The organism is Streptomyces sp. NBC_00667 (genome assembly GCF_036226825.1).
Taxonomy (GTDB): Bacteria; Actinomycetota; Actinomycetes; order Streptomycetales; family Streptomycetaceae; genus Streptomyces.
In genome coordinates this window covers 856627-877397 of record NZ_CP109022.1, presented here as the reverse complement: position 1 = coordinate 877397, position 20771 = coordinate 856627, and the positions used below count along the sequence as shown (strand labels likewise).

22 protein-coding genes and 1 pseudogene are annotated in these 20771 nt (G+C 73.4%); 13 read left to right on the top strand and 10 right to left on the bottom strand.

Going from position 1 to position 20771, the window contains the following annotated elements; genetic code table 11:
• Nucleotides 1-118: 118 nt before the first annotated feature.
• Nucleotides 119-1051 (top strand): class I SAM-dependent methyltransferase, encoded by a 933-nt coding sequence (locus tag OHA81_RS04295; RefSeq protein WP_329192910.1) that lies wholly within the window; start codon nucleotides 119-121, stop codon nucleotides 1049-1051.
• A 22-nt stretch (nucleotides 1052-1073) separates the two neighbouring features.
• Here OHA81_RS04295 and OHA81_RS04290 read toward each other — a convergent pair whose 3' ends face one another.
• Nucleotides 1074-2576, bottom strand: a complete 1503-nt coding sequence (locus OHA81_RS04290; protein ID WP_443056434.1) for a DEAD/DEAH box helicase — start codon at nucleotides 2574-2576, stop codon at nucleotides 1074-1076.
• 349 nt (nucleotides 2577-2925) lie between these two features.
• Between OHA81_RS04290 and OHA81_RS04285 the strand changes: the two genes are divergently transcribed.
• Both OHA81_RS04285 and OHA81_RS04280 read left to right on the top strand, forming a co-directional pair.
• A complete protein-coding gene (locus OHA81_RS04285) occupies nucleotides 2926-3129 on the top strand; it encodes a cold-shock protein (RefSeq protein WP_329192909.1) in 204 nt (67 codons plus the stop codon).
• Between the two features lie 228 nt (nucleotides 3130-3357).
• Nucleotides 3358-4356 carry a BtrH N-terminal domain-containing protein gene (locus tag OHA81_RS04280; RefSeq protein WP_329192907.1) on the top strand — a complete coding sequence of 333 codons (999 nt, stop codon included), beginning with the start codon at nucleotides 3358-3360 and terminating at the stop codon, nucleotides 4354-4356.
• A 56-nt stretch (nucleotides 4357-4412) separates the two neighbouring features.
• Here the strand turns inward: OHA81_RS04280 and OHA81_RS04275 are convergent, their stop codons facing one another.
• The 3 genes from OHA81_RS04275 to OHA81_RS04265 all read right to left on the bottom strand — a co-directional run bounded on the left by OHA81_RS04275 (nucleotide 4413) and on the right by OHA81_RS04265 (nucleotide 6268).
• Nucleotides 4413-4607 (bottom strand): ferredoxin, encoded by a 195-nt coding sequence (locus OHA81_RS04275; protein WP_329192905.1) that lies wholly within the window; start codon nucleotides 4605-4607, stop codon nucleotides 4413-4415.
• A 5-nt stretch (nucleotides 4608-4612) separates the two neighbouring features.
• Nucleotides 4613-5800, bottom strand: a complete 1188-nt coding sequence (locus OHA81_RS04270; protein WP_329192903.1) for a cytochrome P450 — start codon at nucleotides 5798-5800, stop codon at nucleotides 4613-4615.
• Between the two features lie 129 nt (nucleotides 5801-5929).
• A complete protein-coding gene (locus tag OHA81_RS04265) occupies nucleotides 5930-6268 on the bottom strand; it encodes a thioredoxin family protein (protein ID WP_329192900.1) in 339 nt (112 codons plus the stop codon).
• A gap of 120 nt (nucleotides 6269-6388) precedes the next feature.
• Between OHA81_RS04265 and OHA81_RS04260 the strand changes: the two genes are divergently transcribed.
• Nucleotides 6389-6658: a hypothetical protein gene (locus OHA81_RS04260; RefSeq protein WP_329192897.1), complete on the top strand. Its 270-nt coding sequence runs from the start codon at nucleotides 6389-6391 to the stop codon at nucleotides 6656-6658.
• 141 nt (nucleotides 6659-6799) lie between these two features.
• On the opposite strand, the gene OHA81_RS04255 is transcribed toward OHA81_RS04260, so the two are convergent.
• Nucleotides 6800-7177, bottom strand: a complete 378-nt coding sequence (locus tag OHA81_RS04255; protein ID WP_329192895.1) for a DoxX family protein — start codon at nucleotides 7175-7177, stop codon at nucleotides 6800-6802.
• A 201-nt stretch (nucleotides 7178-7378) separates the two neighbouring features.
• Here OHA81_RS04255 and OHA81_RS04250 point away from each other — a divergent pair, with 201 nt between their 5' ends.
• Both OHA81_RS04250 and OHA81_RS04245 read left to right on the top strand, forming a co-directional pair.
• Complete coding sequence (locus tag OHA81_RS04250) at nucleotides 7379-7738, top strand: YciI family protein (RefSeq protein ID WP_329192893.1); 360 nt, start codon at nucleotides 7379-7381, stop codon at nucleotides 7736-7738.
• Nucleotides 7739-7860: 122 nt separating this feature from the next.
• A complete protein-coding gene (locus OHA81_RS04245) occupies nucleotides 7861-9090 on the top strand; it encodes an RNA polymerase sigma factor (RefSeq protein WP_329201978.1) in 1230 nt (409 codons plus the stop codon).
• On the opposite strand, the gene OHA81_RS04240 is transcribed toward OHA81_RS04245, so the two are convergent.
• Entirely contained in the window at nucleotides 9091-10551 is a 1461-nt protein-coding gene (locus tag OHA81_RS04240) for a condensation domain-containing protein (RefSeq protein ID WP_329192891.1), read from the bottom strand. It abuts the gene before it with no gap.
• Between the two features lie 132 nt (nucleotides 10552-10683).
• On the opposite strand from OHA81_RS04240, the gene OHA81_RS04235 reads away from it, so the two are divergent.
• The gene (locus OHA81_RS04235) at nucleotides 10684-11583 is read left to right on the top strand and encodes a hypothetical protein (RefSeq protein WP_329192889.1); all 900 of its coding nucleotides are present in this window, start codon (nucleotides 10684-10686) and stop codon (nucleotides 11581-11583) included.
• 135 nt (nucleotides 11584-11718) lie between these two features.
• On the opposite strand, the gene OHA81_RS04230 is transcribed toward OHA81_RS04235, so the two are convergent.
• The gene (locus OHA81_RS04230; RefSeq protein WP_329192887.1) at nucleotides 11719-12384 is read right to left on the bottom strand and encodes a GntR family transcriptional regulator; all 666 of its coding nucleotides are present in this window, start codon (nucleotides 12382-12384) and stop codon (nucleotides 11719-11721) included.
• A gap of 207 nt (nucleotides 12385-12591) precedes the next feature.
• Between OHA81_RS04230 and OHA81_RS04225 the strand changes: the two genes are divergently transcribed.
• The 5 genes and pseudogenes from OHA81_RS04225 (at nucleotide 12592) to OHA81_RS04205 (ending at nucleotide 17324) form a co-directional block, all read left to right on the top strand.
• Nucleotides 12592-13761 (top strand): ABC transporter substrate-binding protein, encoded by a 1170-nt coding sequence (locus OHA81_RS04225; RefSeq protein WP_329192886.1) that lies wholly within the window; start codon nucleotides 12592-12594, stop codon nucleotides 13759-13761.
• Nucleotides 13761-14645, top strand: coding sequence for an ABC transporter permease (locus OHA81_RS04220; protein ID WP_329192884.1), 885 nt, complete (start codon nucleotides 13761-13763; stop codon nucleotides 14643-14645). The genes OHA81_RS04225 and OHA81_RS04220 overlap by 1 nt, the downstream gene beginning before the upstream one ends.
• A pseudogene (locus OHA81_RS04215) lies at nucleotides 14633-15553 on the top strand (ABC transporter permease). The gene OHA81_RS04220 and the pseudogene OHA81_RS04215 overlap by 13 nt, the downstream one beginning before the upstream one ends.
• A gap of 5 nt (nucleotides 15554-15558) precedes the next feature.
• On the top strand, nucleotides 15559-16662 hold the full coding sequence (locus OHA81_RS04210) for an ABC transporter ATP-binding protein (protein WP_329192882.1): 1104 nt from the start codon (nucleotides 15559-15561) through the stop codon (nucleotides 16660-16662).
• Nucleotides 16659-17324, top strand: coding sequence for an HAD family hydrolase (locus tag OHA81_RS04205; RefSeq protein ID WP_329192880.1), 666 nt, complete (start codon nucleotides 16659-16661; stop codon nucleotides 17322-17324). The genes OHA81_RS04210 and OHA81_RS04205 overlap by 4 nt, the downstream gene beginning before the upstream one ends.
• A gap of 39 nt (nucleotides 17325-17363) precedes the next feature.
• Here the strand turns inward: OHA81_RS04205 and OHA81_RS04200 are convergent, their stop codons facing one another.
• Nucleotides 17364-17843 (bottom strand): hypothetical protein, encoded by a 480-nt coding sequence (locus OHA81_RS04200; protein WP_329192878.1) that lies wholly within the window; start codon nucleotides 17841-17843, stop codon nucleotides 17364-17366.
• A 94-nt stretch (nucleotides 17844-17937) separates the two neighbouring features.
• On the opposite strand from OHA81_RS04200, the gene OHA81_RS04195 reads away from it, so the two are divergent.
• A complete protein-coding gene (locus OHA81_RS04195; protein WP_329192877.1) occupies nucleotides 17938-19020 on the top strand; it encodes a DUF2330 domain-containing protein in 1083 nt (360 codons plus the stop codon).
• A gap of 10 nt (nucleotides 19021-19030) precedes the next feature.
• Here the strand turns inward: OHA81_RS04195 and OHA81_RS04190 are convergent, their stop codons facing one another.
• Nucleotides 19031-19843 carry an ATP-grasp domain-containing protein gene (locus OHA81_RS04190; protein WP_329192875.1) on the bottom strand — a complete coding sequence of 271 codons (813 nt, stop codon included), beginning with the start codon at nucleotides 19841-19843 and terminating at the stop codon, nucleotides 19031-19033.
• A complete protein-coding gene (locus OHA81_RS04185) occupies nucleotides 19840-20739 on the bottom strand; it encodes an ATP-grasp domain-containing protein (RefSeq protein WP_329192873.1) in 900 nt (299 codons plus the stop codon). Before OHA81_RS04185 ends, OHA81_RS04190 begins: the two co-directional genes overlap by 4 nt.
• Nucleotides 20740-20771: the final 32 nt, after the last annotated feature.

Sequence of the window (20771 nt, the reverse complement as noted above, 5' to 3'; positions counted from 1 at the left end):
GGATTGCGGACGCTCTCTCACCGAAGCCTCGTCACACGTGCGTTCGGGGGCTTAAGGTCGGCTCACCTGGCCGGGTATCAGCGTTGGACCATGCCATTCCGCTGGAGGATGACTCTCCGTGTCGCACCTTTCACAGGCTCCCGTCACCACCCCGGAGGCCGAGCCCGCTCCCCCCACACCGCACGCCTACAGCGAGGTCAAGGGTTGGTTCTCGGCGTACGACCAGGTGCTCTTCGACTGGTTCCTGACCCGGCAGAACAGTGACGCCGCCTCCTCGGGCGATCTCCTGGAGCTCGGCGCGTTCATGGGGAAGAGCGCGATCTTCCTGGCCGGATACCTCCGGGCCGGCGAGGAGTTCACCGTCTGCGACCTCTTCGACTCGCCCCCGCCGGACGACGAGAACCTCAGCGAGGTCCGCGACTCGTACCCCACCCTCACCCGGCGCGGCTTCGAGACGAACTACCTCGCCTTCCACGAGGCGCTCCCCACCCTCATCCAGGCCCCCACCTCCGTGGTGGCCGACCGGGTGCGCGCAAAGAGCTGCCGCTTCATCCACATCGACGCCTCGCACCTCTACGAGCACGTCGTCCAGGACATCGAGTCCTCCCGGCTGGTGGCCGCCCCGGACGCGGTCGTCGTCTTCGACGACTACCGCTCCGCGCACTGCCCCGGCGTGGCGGCAGCGGTGTGGGCCGCCGTCGTCGGGGACGGGCTGCGGGTCATCGCCGTCTCGGCCTCGAAGCTCTACGCCACCTGGGGAGACCCCGCGCCCCACCAGACGGCGCTGCTGAGCTGGCTGGAGGGCCGCACCGACCTGTGGCACGGCGTCGACATCGTGGCCGGCCTGCCGCTCGTGCGGATCGGCGACGAAGGCGTCATCCCCCTCGCGCCCCCGCAGCCGCTGCACCCGGCACAGGAGGCGAAGCCCGTCGCCCCGCAGGCCCCCGCCGCCGTCCGCAAGCCCCCGGCCGCCTGGCGCAAGCTGGCCAAGGACCTGCTCCCGCCGGTGATCACCCGGGCGATCGTGGCCGCGCGGCGCCGCCGCCGCTGAGTCCGGCCGCGCCGCGCGGGTGTCAGTTGGCCTTGCGCACCCGCGCCGCGCGGCGGGCTTCGGCCGCCTGCCGGGCCTCGATGGTCTTACGGGACTCCTTGCCCTTGCCGGGCCTCCCCGGGCGGGTGCCGATGCCCCGGAAGCCGAGGTCCGATCCGCTCGGCCTGCCCTTGGCGTCCGTCGGCGCCGAGCCGGACAGGGGGACGCCCGACGGCGCCTTGGCGCCGGTGATCCGGCTGAGCGCCGCCTCGCCGGAGCGGACCTGGGTGATGGTGGGGCGGATCTTCGCGTCGGCCATCAGCCGGACGATGTCGCGCCGCTGGTTCGGGGTGATGAGGGTGACGACCTTGCCGGACTCACCGGCCCGGGCCGTGCGGCCCCCGCGGTGCAGGTAGTCCTTGCTGTCGGCCGGGGGGTCCACGTTGACGACGAGGTCGAGGTCGTCGATGTGGATGCCGCGGGCCGCGACGTTCGTCGCGACCAGTACGTTGACCAGGCCGTCCTTGAACTGCCCCAGGGTCCGGGTGCGCTGGGGCTGCGACTTCCCGCTGTGCAGGCCCTCCGCGCGCACGCCCATGGCCCGCAGGTGCTTCACGAACTGGTCGACGCCGTGCTTGGTGTCCAGGAACATCAGCACCCGGCCCTCGCGCGCGGCGATCTCCGTCGCGGCGGAGATCTTGTCCGCCGCGTGGATGTGCAGGACGTGGTGGTCCATGGTCCCCACCGAGGCGGACTGCGGGTCCACCGAGTGGGAGACCGGGTCCTTGAGGTAGCGGCGCACCAGCTGGTCCACGTTGCGGTCCAAGGTGGCGGAGAACAGCATCCGCTGACCGGCGTGGTGCACCTGGTCCAGGATCTCCGTGACCTGCGGCATGAACCCCAGGTCGCACATCTGGTCCGCCTCGTCGAGGACCGTGATCCGTACCCGCTCCAGGTGGACGTCACGCCGCCCGACGAGGTCGCTGAGGCGCCCCGGGGTGGCCACCACGACCTCTGCGCCGGTGCGCAGCGCGCCGGACTGCCGGCCGATAGACAGGCCTCCGACGACCGTCGCCATCCGCAGGCCCAGGGCCTTCGCGTACGGGTCCAGGGCCTCGGTCACCTGCTGCGCGAGCTCCCGGGTCGGTACGAGGACCAGGGCGAGCGGCCGCTTCGGATCCGCCTGCTGCCCCGCCGTACGGGCCAGCAGGGCCAGACCGAAGGCGAGGGTCTTGCCGGAACCGGTCCGGCCGCGGCCGAGGATGTCACGGCCGGCGAGGGAGTTGGGCAGCGTGGCGGCCTGGATCGGGAACGGCTCGCGCACCCCCTGCTCCGCCATCGTCTCCACCAGCTCGACGGGCAGACCGAGCTCCGCGAACGACGCCACCGGCGCCAGTGCGGGCGTGACGGTCCTGGGCATGGCGAACTCGCCCTGCGGCCCGAGGGTCCGAGGGGCCTTGCCGGGGCCGCCCTTGGCCCCCGGCTTGCCGCCTGCCTTGGCTCCGGCCTTGACGCCGAAACGCCCGTGAGCTGACGGGTTCTTCATGCAGAACCTTCCGTGAGGAGAGCGAGCGCGGCGCGGCGCGCCCCTGGGACGGCAACGAGCCGGGGCCCGTACCCCTCGGTACGGGCCCCGGCTCGTCGTACACGTCCGCACCGGGCGACAGCGGCCCGCGCATCAAGTTTCCCGCCCATTTTACCAGCCGTAGCCCCGGCCTCCGGGCGCGAGCGGAGCCACCGCCACGGAGCGTGCTCACTCCTTTCGCCGACAAGCCGGGCAGAAGTTCGAACGAACCCGGTTGGCCGCGCCTGGGGTGTGGCGGGCGGGGCGGGTGGGCACTATCGAGACGGCCGCGCGTGTGGCCCGAGAGGCACGTTGAGAAGGATCAGTACCCATGGCAACTGGCATCGTGAAGTGGTTCAACTCGGAGAAGGGGTTCGGGTTCATCCAGCAGGACGACGGTGGTCCCGACGTGTTCGTGCACTTCTCCGCGATCCAGACCACCGGCTTCAAGGAGCTGGCGGAGGGCGCGAAGGTCGAGTACGAGGTGACCCAGGGCCCCAAGGGTCCGCAGGCGGAGCGGGTGGTCACCCTCTGACCCGCTTCACGAGCCGAGCTGTCCGTGGGCCCCGCCGCAAGTCTTCCGGCGGGGCCCGCGCCGCTCACGGGCCGCCCGCCGCGCCGGCCGCCGCACTCCAGCGGCTGGCCGGGCCGGGAGCAGCCGCCGGTGCGGGCCCGCCGGCTCGGCCGCGGCGGCCGGGAGCGAGCGGCGCCGTCGGCTTCGCGTGCGGACGGACCGGCCCTCCGGCGCGACTACGCTGACCGCATGACTGTGCTCTTGTACGAAGAATTCGGTACCGGACGCCACCGCGAGAGCTCCCTGATCCGCCACGCGCTGGGCAACGCCCACGACGAGGCGCTGGTCGCGGGGCTCGCGGGCGGTATCGGCTTCATGTACTTCGTCTTCGAGTACCCCGAGCGCCCGCCGCTCGCCACGATCGTCGCCCAGGCCCACCCCGAGCCGTGGGTGCAGGTCGCCCTCGGCCGACTGCACGTCCCCTACGACGCCACCCGCAGCACCAAACCGCGCTGGGGCCGGGTCCGCGCCGCGCTCGACGAGGGGCACCCCGTCTTCTGCGTCGTCGACCGCTCCTCGCTGCCCTGGCACGAGGCGGTCGCCCCGATGCCGGGCGCCGACGCGTACACCGTGGTCATCGCGGGGTACGAGGGCGACGACCTCTTCATCGAGGACGGCGCCGCGGCGCCCTACCGGATCGACCGCGAGGAGTTCGGCGCGGCCTGGAGCGCCCACCCCACGGGCCGCCACCAGCTGGTCGTACCCACCGGACCGGCCGAGGCCGACCCGGACGTGGACGGGGCCGTCGCCGCCACCGTCACGCACCTGACCGGGCCGGTCCTCGGCAACCGGTTCGACGTCAACTTCGGCTTCTCCGGCATGGCCCGGCTCTCCGCGGACCTGCGCGACACCAGCACCGCCGCGGCCTGGGAGCAGCGGTTCGGCGCCTCACCCGAGACGTTCCGCGGCGCCACCCGGCGGCTGTACGCCTCCCTGGAGGAGGAGTGGACGGCGCCCGGTGCCACCCGGCCGCTGTACGCCGACTTCCTGGACCTGGTAGGCCGTTCCGAGGCGGCCGGTCTCTTGCGCGCATCGGGCCTCCACTGGTCGGAGCTCGCCGCCCTCGCCCGCGAGGCCGACCCGGCAGCCGACGCGGGGGAGCGCCGGGAGCTGTTCGAGGCGTGCGCGGGGCTCGTCGACCTCTGCGCCGGACTCGAACGCGAGGCCGTGGCGGTCCTCGGGGGGTAGCTCCGAGCGTGGGCCGCACCCGGGAACCACCACCCGGGTGCGGCCCACGCCGTTCGTCAGGCGTCTTCCACGGAGATCGCCGCGACCGGACAGGCCCGGGCGGCCTCCCGCACCAGCGGGCTGCCGTGGCCGTCCTCGCGGCCCGGGAGCAGTTCGCTGAAGCCGTCGTCGTCCTGGGTGAACACGTCGGGCGCGGTCAACGCGCACTGGCCGGCGCCGATGCAGACGCCTCGGTCGATGGAGATCCGCATGCCGCTCACCATGCCACGGGAAGTTCGAGCATGCCCTGGATGGTGTCGCCGGGCTTGAAGGGGATCCGGTCCGGTTCCTCCGCCAAGCGCAGCCCGGGGAACCGGGCGAACAGGGAGCCGAGGGCGATCTCCATCTCGGCGCGGGCCAGGTTCTGGCCGAGGCACTGGTGGATGCCGAAACCGAACGCCAGGTGGTGGCGGGTCGGGCGGTGCCAGTCCAGCGAGTCGGGATCGGCGAAGACCGACTCGTCGCGGTTGATGACGGACGTGGAGAACACCACCCCGTCGTCGGCGCCGATCGTGACGCCACCGATCTCGATCTCCTCGGTCGCCACCCTCAGCATGCCGTCGGCGATCGACAGGAACCGCATCAGCTCCTCCACGGCCTCCGACATCAGCGAAGGGTCCGCGCGCAGCTCGGCCAGCTGCTCCGGATGGCGCAGCAGGGTGAAGGTGCCGAGCGAGATCATGTTCGCCGTGGTCTCGTGGCCCGCGATGAGCAGGATCACGGCCAGGGCGACCAGCTCCTCGACATCGGTCTGACCGGTTTCGAGGCGCTGCGCGATGAGTTCGTCCAGCAGCCCGTCGCCCGGGTCGGTGCGCTTGCGCCCGATCAGGTCCCGCAGATAGGCGTCGAGGCTGTGGCGGGCCTCCTCCACGTCGGACAGTTCGGGGCCGCGCAGCAGCTGCCTCGACTTCGCCTCGAAGAACTCGTGGTCCTCGTACGGGACTCCCAGCAGGGCGCAGATCACCATGGAGGGCACGGGCAGGGCGAAGGAGCCGACCAGTTCCGCCGGCGGGCCCTGGGCGGTCATCCCGTCGAGCAGCCGGTCCACGGTCTGCTGGATCTGCGGCCGCAGGGCGGCGATGCGTTTGACGGAGAAACTGGGGATCAGCATGCGGCGCTGCGTGTTGTGTTCGGGGTCGTCGACGCCGAGCAGCGCGGTCCGGCGCGCCGTCAGGCCCTTGAAGCGCTTGGTGGTGGCGGGGAAGGCCGCGTTCTGGCGGTCGGAGGAGAGCCGGCCGTCGGAGAGCAGGGCGCGCGCCTCGGCGTGCCCGGTGACCACCCAGACCGAGCGGCCGTCGAAGAGGGTGACGCGGGAGAGCGGCCGGGTCTCCCGCAAGGGCGCGTACGCCGCCGGGGGGTGGTAGGGACAGGTCCGGTCCTGGGGAAAGGCAACGGTTTCTGACATGCAGCACCTCGCGAGCGATGGTCCGTCTTGCCGGCTCCATTACATGCCCTAGGCACCTATCTCACCTATGCCACTTTCGGCCAGACCGGCCGCATGTCGCCCGAAGGGCCCAGCGGCCGTGCGGCGGGGTCACAGGTGGGCTTCGAGGAACGCCCGGAACTCCTCGCGGGTCAGCGGTCCGGCCTGGGACGCCACGGCCTCCCCGTCCTTGACGAGGACCACGGTGGGCGCGCCCGTCACGCCGTAGCGCCTGGTCGGGCCGGGGCAGCGGGTGATGTCGGTCCGTACGGCGGTCAACCGCGCCCCGTACTCCTGTGCCAGCTCGCCGACGAGCACGTCCATGGCGCGGCAGGCCTCGACGGCCTTGGGCCAGGTGCCCGTGAAGTAGGCGAGAACCGGCCCCGGGGACATTCCCAGGATGAAATCGAACTCCTGGTCCTCCAGCGGCTGGTGTACCCGACGTGCCATGTGTGCTGCTCCTCGTGTGTCCCGGCGGGTCCCGTCCGGTCCGGCGTGTGGTGGCCCGCGCACCCCATCATCCCCGGGACGGGGCGGCGCGTTGTCAGTGGTGGCTGGCAGCCTGGACGCATGGACGACAGGATGCTGCGGCGCCGGGTCTACGGCGCAGACCACGACGACCCCGACCCCGGCCCGCGCCCCGGCCATGCCTACGGCGAGCTCGTGGGCGGCCCGCTCGACGGCCTCCTCCTCGACGTCACCGGCTGGAGCGGACCGCAGCTGACCGAGGAGGCCCGCCTGCCCACGGAGATAGGCCGCTACGGGGCGGGCGGCCGGGCCCACTACCGCCGCCGCGCGACGGACCCGCAGCGCTGGGACTGGTCGGGCGACAGCCCCTGACGTACGCCGGGCCGGAGCGGCGGGGCGGCGAGCCCCCGGTCCGCCGACGTGTGACCGGGGGCTCTGTGCGGCACTTCTGCCCGGGCGGCGCGACCGGATGCGCGAGGGGCGCCCGATCGGGTGCGGGAGCGCGCGCGGACGTCAGCCGGTCGTGGCGCTCCGGCTGACTTTGCGCGCCCACAGGACCAGCGGTACCTGGAGCGGCAGCCGGGCCAGGGTCACGGCCCGTGCGGCGGGGGCGCCGCGGCGGGCGTCGACCGCCATCTTCACGTTGGCCGGGAAGACGCCGACGAAGAACGCCGCCGTGGCCAGTGCGGCCATCCGACGGGTCCGCGGATGCGCGACCCCAGCGGCGAGGGCGAGCTCCGCCGCGCCGCTCGCGTACGTCCACTGCCGCGGGGTGCCGGGCAGCGAACGCGGGACGATCTTGTCGAACTGCTCGGGCCTGACGGCGTGTGCCACCCCCGCGGTCGCCAGCAGTCCGGCGAGCAGCAGGGGTGAGGAGGGTATGCGCGGCATGGGGGTGTCCTCTCAGAGGGGGCGCGGCGGGACGGCCCCGCGATCCTACTCGCGGGTAGGTCGGGGTGATCCGGCGAAGCAGCCGGGCGTCCCCGAAAAGAATCCGAAGAAGTTTTCCGGGAGCTGTCGATCCGGGCGCCTCCCGTTCGACACAGGAGTGAAAGGCGGGGACAGCCCCCGCCCACCGACCGAGGAGTCACCATGCCGCGCTTCCTTTCCCTGGTCCGCATCGACGAGCAGAGCCTCCCCGAGGACACCCCCTTCCCGGAGGACTTCCTGCAGCGGATGGGCGCACTGATGGAGGAGATCACCAAGGCCGGGGTGATGCTGGACACCGCCGGACTGCTCCGCACCTCCGAGGGCACCCGTGTCACCTGGTCCGGGGGCAAGCTGAGCTACACCGACGGCCCCTTCACCGAGACCAAGGAGGTCGTCGGCGGCTACGCCCTCCTCCAGGCCAAGGACAAGGCGGAGGCGCTGGAGTGGACCAAGCGCTTCCTGGAGATCCACCCCGAGGAGTGGACGGTGGGCGTCGAACTCCGGCAGATCGCGGAGGGCTGAGCCCGCGGCCGAAGCGACCGGGCCGGCCTGCGACGGGCCGGTCGCGAGCCGGTCGCGTCCCACGGGCGAGCCCCGTTTGCCCTGCCCCGTCACGGCTGCTCTGATGGGTGGCCGTGACGGCAGTGACCCCGGCCCAGACGGTCGAAACGGTGTACAGGATCGAGTCCGCGCGGATCATCGCCGGCGTGGCCCGGATCGTGCGGGACGTGGGCATCGCGGAGGAACTCGCCCAGGACGCCCTGGTCGCCGCGCTCGAACAGTGGCCGCGGTCCGGGATCCCCGACAACCCGGCCGCCTGGCTCATGACCACCGCCCGCAACCGCGCGGTCGACCTCGTCCGGCGCAAGGAGACCTACGCGCGCAAGCTCGCGGAGGTCGGCCGCACCCTGGAGGACGTACCGCCCCCGGCCGAACCGGCGGCCCCCGACGACATCGACGACGACGTACTGCGCCTGGTCTTCACGGCCTGCCACCCCGTGCTGGGTGCGGAAGCCAGGATGGCGCTCACCCTGCGCCTCGTCGGCGGCCTGACCACACAGGAGATCGCCCGGGCGTTCCTCACCTCCGAGCCCACCGTCGCCCAGCGCATCGTCCGCGCCAAACGGGCGCTGGCCAAGGCCGGGGTGCCGTTCGAAGTCCCGTACGGAGCCGCTCGCGAAGCGCGGCTCGCCTCCGTCCTGGAAGTGATCTACCTCGTCTTCAACGAGGGCTACTCGGCCACCGCCGGGGACGACCTCGTCCGCCCCGCCCTGTGCGAGGACGCCCTGCGGCTCGCCCGGGTGCTGGCCGCTCTGATGCCCGACGAAGGAGAGGTCCACGGCCTGGCGGCGCTGCTGGAGTTCCAGGCTTCCCGGATCGGGGCCCGCACCGGCCCCGACGGCGAGCCGGTCCTGCTCGCCGACCAGAACCGGGCCAAATGGAACCGCATGCTCATCCGGCGCGGCTTCGAGGCCGTCGGCCGCGCCGGCACCGGCCCCTACTCCCTCCAGGCGGCCATCGCGGGCTGCCACGCCCGGGCCGTCCGGTACGAGGACACCGACTGGAAGACCATCGCCGCACTCTACGGACGCCTGGTCCGGCTGGTCCCCTCACCGGTGGTCGAGCTGAACCGGGCGGTCGCCGTCTCCATGGCCGAAGGCCCCGAAGCGGCCCTGCCGCTGGTCGACGCCCTCGTGGCGGATCCCGCGCTGCGCGCCTACCACCTGCTGCCGAGCGTGCGGGGGGACCTGCTGGAGCGGCTCGGCCGCCGGGCGGAAGCCCGCGCCGAGTTCGAACGGGCCGCCTCCCTCACCCGCAACGCGCGCGAACGGGAACTGCTGCTGGGCCGGGCGCGCTCCGGGGGCTGGCCGTGATCAGGCCCGGACGGGCGTGTCCAGCGGGCGGCGGGGCGCGGTCAGCGCGATCGGACGCCGGAAACCGCCCGAGAGGGCGATGTCGCGTACCGTCTCGCGGAGCGCCTCCTGGAAGTCGCCCATGGTGCGGCGGGCGGCGGGGGTGTCGACGTAGATCGAGTTCATGTGCAGACCGTCCGCGTCGCGCTGGTACCAGGAACAGGCCCCGTTCGCGCGCGCCGACCACACGTGCGTGGCGGGCCGCCAGTCCTCGTGCCGCTCGGCGCCCCGGCACTTGCGCATGTCGATGTACGAGAAGAAGTTCACCGGGTAGGGCCAGGAACGGGCCGCGAACTCCTGCGGCGCCAACAGCTCCCACGCCCGCACGAAGGGCACGTCGATATGGCGCAGCAACTCCCCGAACCCCGCCCGGATCCCGGCCATGACCTGGGCGAAATCCCGCCCGGGCGAGGCGTCGAACTCGATCGGCATCGTGTTCACGAACCAGCCGACCGAATCGGACCAGCCGTCGCGGCCGCGCTCGCTCACCGGCATGAACCCCCGGTACACGCCCGGCCCGCCGGCCTCCCGAAGCGACAGCGCGACGGCCGCGAGCACCCCCATGAAGGGCTTGCCGTCGACTGCCAGACAGGACTTGTCGAAGACCTCCGCCTCCCCGGCGTCCAGCAGCGGCGAGGCCTCGTTGACGATGGGGTACATCCGGTCCGGCTCCACGCCGAGGTCCAGCGGGAACCTCGGGAAGAACTCGCCGTTGCGCGCGATGAACGACTTCCAGTAGCCGAGCCGTTCGTCGCCCGCGTCGATGGACAGGTAGCGGCGGCGCTGCTCCTCGGCGAAGTCGAGGTAGCTGGGAGCGGTGGCCGGCAGGGCGGAGCTCTCGCCCCGGCACAGGGCCTCGTAGGCGGTCAGCACCTCGTTCACCACGATGGGCATCGACATGCCGTCGCAGACGATGTGGTCGAAGGCGAGGTAGACGGTGGCGGAGTCCTCGCGCAACACCGCACCCATGGTGAACAGCGGCCAGGACAGCGTGTCGATGCTCCGCCGGAAGCGTTCCGCGAGGAAGGCGCGCAGCAGATCGGTGGTCGCGAACTCACCCACCGGTACGGCGTCCAGCGCCAGTTCGTCCGCGGCGAGCGGCTCGCACGCCACCTCCCCGGCCAGGCGCCGGAACTCGCACCGCAGTACCTCGTGCCGCCGCACGAACGCCAGCAGGGCCTGGGCGAGGGCCTGTTGGTCGAGCGGACCGCGCACCTCGAACGTCACCGCGAGCCAGGACGCCACCGGGTCGTCGGCTCCCCGGCTCTCCTCGGCCACCGTGAAGTGCTTGTCCTGGTTGAAGGACGCCCTCCTGCCCGCCGCGCCGCCCGGGCCATTGGCCCGGGCGGCCGTGGACCGCACCCGCCACTCGACCACCCGTCCGGGCGCCAAGGTGTGCATCTCCAGAGGAAACTGCCGCATTCCGTCATCCCTTCGCCCCCCGAGTCAACCCCGTGCGGCTAACGACATCCGGCCCGTGGAAGTGACGCCCGTACGCGGCGCGCGGGGGCGGGGTCCGCCGTACCCGGGCGGCGATGACCGACAGTGGTCGGCGTGGATGCTTCTGACGACGTCGAACAGGTCATCGACGCGCTGTACGCGTCGCCGCCCGCGGGCTTCACGGCGGCCCGGGACGCGGCCGCGGCCGGGTTGAAGGCCGCGGGGGACAAGGCCGCCGCGAAACGGGTCGCGGGGCTGCGGCGGCCGACGCTGGCCGCGTGGGCGTCGAACACGCTGGTGCGGGCCGATCCGGAGGAGGTGGGGCAGTTCCTCCAGCTCGGCCAGGCGCTGCGGGAGGCGCACCGGGCGCTGGACGGGGAGCAGCTACGGGACCTCTCGCACCAGCAGCACGTGGTGATCGGGGCGCTCGCACGGGAAGCCGTACGGCTGGCCGAGGAGGCGGGGACGCCGGTTTCGGAGGCGGTGGAGCGGGAGGTGGAGCAGATCCTGCACACCGTCCTCGCCGACCCCGCGGCGGCCGAGGAGTGGGCCTCGGGCCGGCTCTCGAAGCCCCCGCCGCCGGTGACGGAGTTCCCGACGCCGACCGGGGACGCGGTGACCCGCGCCGCCGGCCGGGCCGGTGCGGCTCGCGGGGAAGCGGGCCGGGCCGGGGCGGGGGAGGGCGAACGGGACGCCGAGCGGCGGGCCGAGGCGCGGCGGGAGGCCGAACGGGCGGTGGCCGCCGGCGAGGAGGAGCTGCGTGCCGCCGACGAGGCCCGGCAGCGGGCCCTCGGGCGGGTCGCCTCGGCGGACGCGGAGGTGGAGCGGCTGGAGCGGGACGCCGCCAGGGCCCGGGCGGCCCGGGAGCAGGCCCACGCGGAGCTCGCCGCGGCCGAGAAGCACCGCCGGGCCGCCGACCGGGCCGCCCGCCAGGCCCGCGACCGGCTCCCGCCGGCCGAGGAAGACGGCCCCACCCGCCGCCGCAACCGCACCCGCCGCCAGGACCCGCAGTGACGGGCCTGGCCGGGGGCCCGGCGAACTGCGTGGCGCGACCTGCGCCGTCCTCGCGGCGGCCGCCGCGCGCCCGCAGGGCCGGGGCGCCGTCGGGATGCCGGCCGCCCGGGGCCCTGGCAGCGCGCTGACGAGCGGTCAGCCGTCGCCTGCGCGGCGGGCCAGGGGAGTGGTTACCGCCGAGTTGCTCACGCTGAAGGTGACGCTGCCCGCACGGTAGCGGTCGTCGGACCACTCGATCGGGCGGCCGGTGCGGGTGGCCGAGACGTGACGTTGCCGCAGCAGCGGGCTGCCGCGCCGCAGTTCCAGCAGCCGCGCGTCCTCACTGCCCGCCGGAAGCGCGTCGATGAGGTGCTCGCCGTACTGGGCGACCACCCCCCAGTCCCTGGCCAGCCCGTCCATCACCGAGCGGCAGTCCTCGGCCATCGCCTCGACCGCCGCCGCGACGCAGTCCGCGTAGGCCGTCCGCTCCACCATCACCGGCTCCCCGTCGAGCCGCCGCAGCCGCAGCACGGCGAGGACCTCCGCACCCGGGGCCACCGCCAGCCGCTCCGCCTCCTCCGCCGTGGCGGGGCGGCGGACCCGGGACAGGAAGCGGCTCGACACCTCATGGCCCAGCCCCTCCGCCCACTGCGCGAAGCTGTTCAACTCGCTGAAGCTGTGCTTGCGCTCCTGCCGCAGCACGATCCGCCGCGCACCCTGCCGCGAGCCGATCAGCCCCTCCGCCGCGAGCGTGGCCACCGCCTGGCGGACCGTCCCGCGCGACGCCGACCAGATATCTGATGCTGCCCACGCGACTGCCACGCCCCCTCGCCGAACCGACCGGTATGCCACTCATGATCATTGAACCCTGTCTTGTCACGCCCTCTTCCGGTCAATCTCCGCTCTTCCTCGAGCCGTGCGCCCCGGGACAGGCCCCGTTCACCGTCCGTACAGCGGACCCGGGCGAACTGGAGCCAACTTGTTCAGACAAGTGAAACCCCCTGTCAGGTTCTTTCTCTGGGAGAGACCGTGCTCAGTTCCTCCGCCCGTCGCGGTGCGGCCGTTCTGCTCGGCGCCGCCGTCCTCACCACGCTCAGCGCGTGTGGTGCCGCCCCCGACCAGCAGTCCGCCGGTGCCACCGGCGACGCCACGGGCAAGGTCCAGCCGGGCGCGGCCGCCTCGGTCGCCGACTTCGGCGGCATGGAGGGCCTCGTCGCCGCCGCCGAGAAGGAGGGCCGGCTCAATGTGATCGCGCTGCCCGCCGACTGGGCGAACTACGGCGAGATGCTCAAGGCCTTCCAGGCCAAGTACCCGAAGATCAAGGTCGGCAGCGAGAACCCGGACGCCTCCAGCGCCGACGAGATCGCCGCGGTCAAGTCCCGCAAGGGCCAGGAGCGCGCCCCCGACGTCCTGGACCTCGGCATCGCCTTCGCCCGCAGCGGCGCGAGCGAGAACCTCTTCGCCCCGTACAAGGTCACCGCCTGGGACAAGATCCCCGGGTCGCAGAAGGACGCCGACGGCCGCTGGTACAACGACTACGGCGGCTACGTCTCGATCGGCTGCGACGCCGCGAAGATCCCCACCTGCCCGCAGACCTTCGCCGACCTGCTCAAGCCCGAGTACAAGGGCAAGGTCGCCCTCAACGGCAACCCCACCAAGTCCGGTTCGGCGTTCGGCGGCGTCTATGCGGCCGCCCTCGCCAACAAGGGGTCCTTCGGCGACATCCAGCCGGGCATCGACTTCTTCGGGCAGCTCCGCAAGAGCGGGAACTTCATCCCGGTCGAGTCCACCCCGGCCACCGTCGAGAAGGGCGAGACGCCCATCTCCATCGACTGGGACTACCTGAACGCCGGCTACGCCGAGCAGTTCAAGGGCAAGGGCGTCGACTGGAAGGTCGCCGTCCCCACCGACGGCGTCTACGCCCAGTACTACTCCCAGGCCATCAACAAGGACGCACCGAACCCGGCGGCCGCCCGCCTGTGGATGGAGTTCCTCTACAGCGCCCAAGGCCAGAACCTGTGGCTCAAGGGACACGCCCGCCCGGTGCTCCTTCCCGCCATGACCCAGGACGGCACCGCCGACAAGGACGCCGTCACCAGGCTCCCGCAGGTCCAGGGCACCCCCGAGTTCCCCGCCTCCACCGAACTCGACAAGGCCAAGGCCACGCTCGCCGAGAAGTGGGACAAGGCCCTCTCCTGATGTCTGCCCCCACTCCCACCCACACGATCGGGACCGCCGGCGGCAACCGTCGCCGGCGGCGCGGCCCGCGCACCTGGCTCGCCGTCCTCCCGCTCCTCGCCTTCACCGGACTCTGCTTCGGCATCCCGCTCGGCGCCCTCGCCTTCGGCGCCGTCACCAGCACCGACGCCACGACCGGCGCCACGCGCCTGACCGGCGAGCACCTCGCGCGCTCCCTCCAGGGCCCCTACCTCGGCTCCCTGATCGGCAGCGTCCAGCTGTCCGCCCTCACCGCGCTGACCGGCGGAGTGCTCGGCGTCCTCACCGCCCAGGCCGTGGTCACCTCCCGATTCGCCGCCCTGACCGCCTCGGGGGTGCTCGCCAACTTCGGCGGCGTCCCGCTCGCCTTCGCGTTCATCGCGACCGTCGGCATCTCCGGGGTCCTCACCCGGCTCGCCGACCTGACGGGCCTCGGCTGGAACCTGTACTCCTTCACCGGCCTGACCGTGGTCTACCTCTACTTCCTCATCCCGCTGATGGTGCTCGTCATCGTCCCGGCGCTGGACGGCCTGCGCCCGCAGTGGCGCGAAGCCGCCCGGAACAACGGGGCGAGCGGGTGGCAGTTCTGGCGCCACGTCGGCCTGCCGGTGCTCGCGCCCTCCCTGCTCGGCGGGTTCGTCCTGCTCTTCGGCACCGCGTTCGCCGCGCACGCCACGGCCGCCGCGCTCGTCGGCGGTTCCGTACCGCTGGTCACCTTGAAGATCGCCGACGCCCTGTCCGGCAACGTCCTCACCGGCCAGGAGAACGTGGCGCTCGCCCTCGGCCTCGACATGATCCTGATCGCCGGCCTGGTCATGGCGGTCTACCTGCCCCTCCAGCGACGGAGCGCCCGATGGCTGCGATGACCCCGGCCGTGCCGCAGACGGACGCACCCGAAGCGGCCCCGGTACCCCGGGCCGCCGCACCCCGGGCCGCCCGCCGCCCCCGCGTCTGGCGCGGAGCCGTACTCGCGCTCGCGGGCGCGTACTTCCTCACCCCGCTGATCGCCTCCTTCGTCTTCACCGTGCACGTGCCCGGCCGGGGCATCGGCTTCGAGGCGTACACCGAGCTGCTCGGCGCCGACGGCTTCACCGAGAGCCTGCTGCTGTCCCTGAGCCTGGCCGCCGCCACCATCGCGCTGTCGCTGCTCCTCGCGGTGCCCGCGTTGGTCGCCGTGCGGATCGGCTCGCCGAAACTGCGCCCCGTCGTGGAGGTGGCGTGCATGCTGCCGCTGGTGGTGCCGCCCATCGCCCTGGTCACCGGCATCACCACCGTGCTGCGCTGGGGGCCCGAGCACCTCTCGCGGACCCCGCTCTACCAGACCTTCATCGCCGTCCAGGACGAGCGGTTCCCCGTCGTCCTCGTCCTCGCGTACACGGTGCTGGCGCTGCCCTTCGTCTACCGCTCCCTCGACTCGGGTCTGCGCGCCATCGACGTGCCCACCCTCGCGGAAGCCGCCCGCAGTTGCGGCGCGAGCTGGCCGTAGGTGGTCCTGCGCGTCCTGCTGCCGAACCTGCGGGGCTCGCTCGCCGGAGCCGCCTTCCTCACCCTGGCGCTGGTGCTCGGCGAGTTCACCATCGCCTCCCTCCTGGGCTTCCGTCCCTTCGCGGTGTGGATCGTCTCCATCTCCGGCGCCCAGGCCCGGATGTCGGTGGCCGTCTCCCTCCTCAGCCTGATGATCACCTGGATGCTGCTGCTCGTCCTCTCGCGTGCCGGAACCGGCCCCTCCGTGGCGGCCTCCGCGCCCGTCACCACCTCCCGCAAGGAGTCCTGACCCGCATGTCCACCACCCTTCCCGCGGCCCGGAAGCCGGCGGGCACGACGGCCGCCGGCGCAGCCGCGGGCGCGCGCCTGGAGTTCCGCGGCCTGCGCCGCACGTTCGGCTCCACCGTCGCCCTCGACGGACTGGACCTGACGATCGCACCCGGTGAGCTCATCGCCCTGCTCGGCCCGTCCGGCTGCGGCAAAACCACCGCGCTGCGCGTCGTCGCCGGCTTCGAGCAGCCCGACGCCGGCGAGGTCCTGGTAGACGGCCAGGACATCACCGCGGTGCCGGCCAACCGCCGAGACGCCGGGATGGTCTTCCAGTCGTACAGTCTCTTCCCCAACCTCAGCGCCCGCGACAACGTCGCCTTCGGCCTGCGCGTGCGCAAGGTCGGCGCGGCGCAGCGCCACGAACGGGCGGCCGAACTCCTGGACCTCGTCGGACTGCCCGACCACGGTGACCGCTACCCGCACCAGATGTCGGGGGGCCAGCAGCAGCGCGTCGCGCTGGCCCGCGCCCTGGCCCTGCGCCCGCGGGTGCTGCTGCTCGACGAGCCGCTGTCCGCCCTGGACGCCAAGGTACGGGCGAACCTGCGCGAGGAGATCCGCCGTCTCCAGTCGTCGCTCGGCATCACCACCGTGTTCGTCACGCACGACCAGGAGGAGGCCCTGTCGATGGCCGACCGGGTCGCCGTGCTGAACGCAGGGAAGCTCGAACAGTGCGCCGCTCCCGCCGAGCTGTACGAGCGGCCCGCGACCGCCTTCGTCGCCGGGTTCGTCGGCACCATGAACCGGCTGCCGGGCCGGCTCACGGGCTCCGGGACCGTGGAAGTCCTGGGCGCCCGCCTGCCCGTGGACGGCCCCGTGCCCGCGGGACCGGACGTCCAGGTGCTGGTGCGGCCCGAGAACGTCACCGCGACCGCCGACCCGGACGGCACGGCCACCGTCGTCTCCGCCTCCTTCTTCGGCGCCGTCACCCGCCTCCACCTCGACCTGCCGGGCGGCGAGCCGATCAAGGCGGACCTGCCCTCGCGCGCGGCGGGCGACCTGGTTCCCGGGGCGCGGGCGGCCGTCGGCCTGGCCGAGCGGTCCGTTCTCGTCGTGGCGAGCGCCGCATGAGCGCCCTCGCCGCGGTCCTGTTCGACATGGACGGCACCCTCGTCGACACCGAGGGCCTGTGGTGGGAGACCACCGAGGAGACCGCAGCCGGCCTCGGTCACCGGCTGGGCGACGCCGACGCGCCGGAGGTCGTCGGCCGGGCGGTGGAGGACACCTCCGCCCACCTCGTACGGGTCTGCGGCGCGGGCGACGCCGAGGAGGTGGGCGCCGCGCTCACCGAAGGGTTCCTGCGCCGGGTGCGGGCCGGAGCGCCGCCGCGCCCGGGCGCACGGCGGCTGCTGAGCGCCCTAGAGGCCCGGGGAGTCCCCTTCGCGCTGGTCAGCGCCTCCCCCCGGCTGGTCGTGGACGCGGTGCTCGAAGGCCCGCTGGCCGGGGTCCCGTTCGCCCACACCGTCTCGGCCGACGACACCACACTGACCAAGCCGCACCCGGACCCCTACCGGGCGGCCGCCGAGCGGCTCGGCGTCGCCCCGGCCGGCTGCGTCGCCGTGGAGGACTCCCCGGACGGCGCGGCCTCCGGGGAGGCCGCCGGCTGTGCGGTACTGGTGGTGCCGTCCCTGCTGCCGGTGCCGCGCTCCCCGGCGCGTACCTTTGCCCGGACCCTGGAGGACGTCACCGTGGACGTCCTGCGGGAGTGCCTGACCCGGCGTCCGCCCGCCTGACGGGACCCGGACCGGGCCGGGGCCGCAGGGGCGCGCGCATCACGCGCAGAGGTCGAGGATCTCCACCACGCCCTTCGCGTACGCGCCGGTCACCGAGCCGGGGGCGTACGCGGCCTCGCGGCGCAGCGTGGGCAGGGCGGTGCGGATGAACGCGGCGCACTGCCCGTACAGGCCGGCCTCATGGGAGCCGCCGTCGTCCTCCGTACCCAGCAGGGCGAGCAGCGTCCACAGCAGGGCCTCCCGGGTGGTCTCCCTGGGCGGTCCCGCCGCCCACACGGCCATCAGCACACCGCACGCGGCCGGGGCGGGCGGCTGGAGCCTGGCGGGCGTGAAGACGTGCCCCGCCAGGGCGTGGAAGGCGGCCGGGTGCCCTTCGGCCGCGTCCCACAGCACGTCCTGGAGATGACCGGCGGAACGCCCGCAGCCGCACGGGATGGACTCCCAGTCGTGCCGCGCGATCTCGGCCTCCACCGCCTCCGGTACCAGCGGGCTGCGCAGCGGCTTGTCCGTCCGTTTCATGGCGCAATTATGAGATCTCCAAGCGCGGCCGTACCAGAGGGCGAGGAACCGGATCCGCAGGCCGGTCGTCCCAGACGCCGTGTGGAACGTGAAGATGAGACGAAGAGTCCTGACCTTGCTGTTCGCGCTGCTCGCGACGCAGCTGGGGTCCCTGGTGGGTCCGGCCTACGCGTGCGGCTGCGGAGCGATGATCCCCGACGGTTTCTCCCGGATCGGCGTGCAACGGGAGACCTCCGTCGTGCGCTGGGACGGCCGGACCGAACAGATCGTGATGCGGTTCAGGGTCGACGGCGACGCGAAGAAGGCCGCCTGGATCATGCCCGTGCCCGGGCGCGCCACGGTCGAACTCGGCAAGGCGGAACTCTTCACCGACCTCGGCCGGCTCACCGTGCCCGAGCGCAGGACCCGCAGCTACTTCTGGCCGCGCGAGGCGGACTGGCCCTTCTCCTCCGGTTCCCGTGACGGAGTGGGCGCCGCGATGCCCGGCGCCCCGTCCGTGGGCGTCGTCGGCCGCGAACAGCTCGGCGACTTCGACGTCGCGCGGCTGACGGCCACCGACCCCGATGCCCTCGAGCGCTGGCTGGAGACCAACGGCTTCAAGCTGCCGGACCGGCTCTCCACGGAGCTGCGGCCGTACGTCGACCAGAAGTGGGAGTACGTAGCGGTCCGCCTCGCCCCGCGCGACCGGACCAAGGCGCTGCGCGGAGACCTCGACCCGCTGCGGATCCGCTTCGACAGCGACCGGCTCGTCTACCCGATGCGGCTCTCCCGGATGGCCCAGGCCGCCCAGTCGCTCGGGCTGTACGTCCTGGCCGCACACCGGATGGAGCCGCTCTCCCCGATCGGCGGAGCCGCGCCGAAGGTGGCCTTCGCCGGGACCATCACCCCGCAGGGCCCCGTGGCGGAACTCACCGGCTCCGCCGCGCCGGTGTTCCTGACGGCGATCGAGCAGGAGTTCCCCGAGCCGTCCCGCATCGACGGCGACCACGAACTGCGCGCCACCGCCAAGGACACCCCGTACCGGCGGGCCGTCTACCACGACGAACTCCTCACCGTCGGCGGTGTCCCGGCCTGGCTCCTCACGGTGGCGGGAGCCCTCACCGCAGCCGTCGCCGTCCTCCTCGGCCGGGTCCTCAGCCGTCGCGGGGCCAGGCGGCGCAGCACCCGGGCTGCTTAGAGAGCCGGCGTCATCCGGCCCTGCGCAGGGCCAGCGCCGCCAGGGCCTCCGGGGCGCCGGTGCGGCCCCGCAGGCCCGGGAAGGCGTTGACGTCCACGATCAGCGGAGTGCCGTCGCCGGTGTCGAGGAAGTCCACCCCGTAGACGTCCAGCGCGAAGACCTCGCCCACACGGAGCGTCAACTCCGCCCAGTGAGGAGGCGGTGCGGTCCGGGAACGGGCGGGTTCCGCGTCCTGCCGGACGAGCTCCGAGCGCCGTAGCCCCGCGAAGACCCGGTCGCCGATGGCGTACATCTTGTGGTCCCAGCCGTTGTTGGCGGCGAAGGCCTGCACCACCACCGGCTCCTCTCCCCACCCCGCCGACAGCTCCCGCAGCCGCGCCGCGTCGTCGACCCGCGCCACCAGGTCGCCCTTGCGGCTGCGCCGGCTCTTGACCACGACCGGCCAGGGCAGCCCCGGCAGGCCCGGGCCGTCGCCGGCCTGCAGGGCCAGCCGGTCCAGCGAAGGGAAGGCCGTGGTCGCGGCGAAGGGCAGCCCGGCCCGGCGGGCCAGCTCCGCCATGCCCCTGCGGTCCTGGCAGCGCTCCGTGGCCGCCGCGGTGTTCACCACCGGCGCGCCCCGCCGCTCAAGGGCCCGTGCCAGCTCCAGCGCCCGGGGATCGCGGGCCTTGAGGAGGTACACGTCGGCCCGCACCCGGCCCGCCACCGCCTCCGCGTCCGGATCCCGCGGATCGAGCACCACCACCTCGTGCGCGGGGGCCAGCGCGGCGGCCGCCCCGGCCAGCAGGGGATGCCCGGCGTCCGGGGTGATCAGGCCGACCCTCACGCGCCGTCACCCGCCCGGGCCGCAACCTGCGCCGGGATGGACACGTGGAGCCCCTCCGTCCGCGGGGGCGGGATCGGCGCCGCGCCACCGTTGCGGGACAGGTCCAGCACGGCCCGGGCCACGCGGGCCGCGGCCTCGGGCACCTGACGGAAGCTCGGGAAGTCGTTCACGTCCACCACCACCGGCCCGTCGGGGCCCAGCAGCACGTCCAGTCCGTACAGGTCGAGCCCGTACACCACGCCGACCTGCGCGGCGATCGCGGCCACCTCGGCGGGCAGCGGCACCCGCCGCTCGCGCACGGAGCGGTCCGGGTGCATGGGGGAGCACCGTTCGGTGGCGAACAGTTCCCCGCCCACGCAGTACACCTTGATGTCGATACCGGAGTTGGGCACGTACGGCTGCGCTATGAGCATGCCCTCGCCGGCCAGCCGGGGCAGCAGCGCGGCGAGCCGGTCGGGGGAGGCCACCAGGTGCACCGCCCGGCCGGAGCTGCCGTCGGCGGGCTTGACGACCAGGGGGTACTCGGACGCCGGGACCTCCGCGAGCAGCTCGGGGCGCGCCACGGCGTACGTGGGCGGCAGCGGGAGGCCCCGGGCGCGACCGATGGCGGCGGCCAGCGCCTTGTCCCGTACGCCGCGGATCGAGCGGGCGTCGTTGACGGTGGTCATCCCGGTCGCCGCGGCCGCTTCGAGCAGGGTCAGACCGGGGCCACCGGACACCGTCTTGAGCACCCAGGCGTCGTGTACCCCGGACCGCACCAGGTCGGTCATGCGCAACAGCGAGCCGCCCGGCCGCAGCACGTCCACCTGGTGGCCCCACGCGCTCAGTTGCCGGATCACCTCGTTCGGCATGCCGTCGTGGCGGTAGTGCTCCTCCACCAGGAAGCAGAGCCTCATGGACCTTCCCCATATTTTCCGGACGTCCGCCG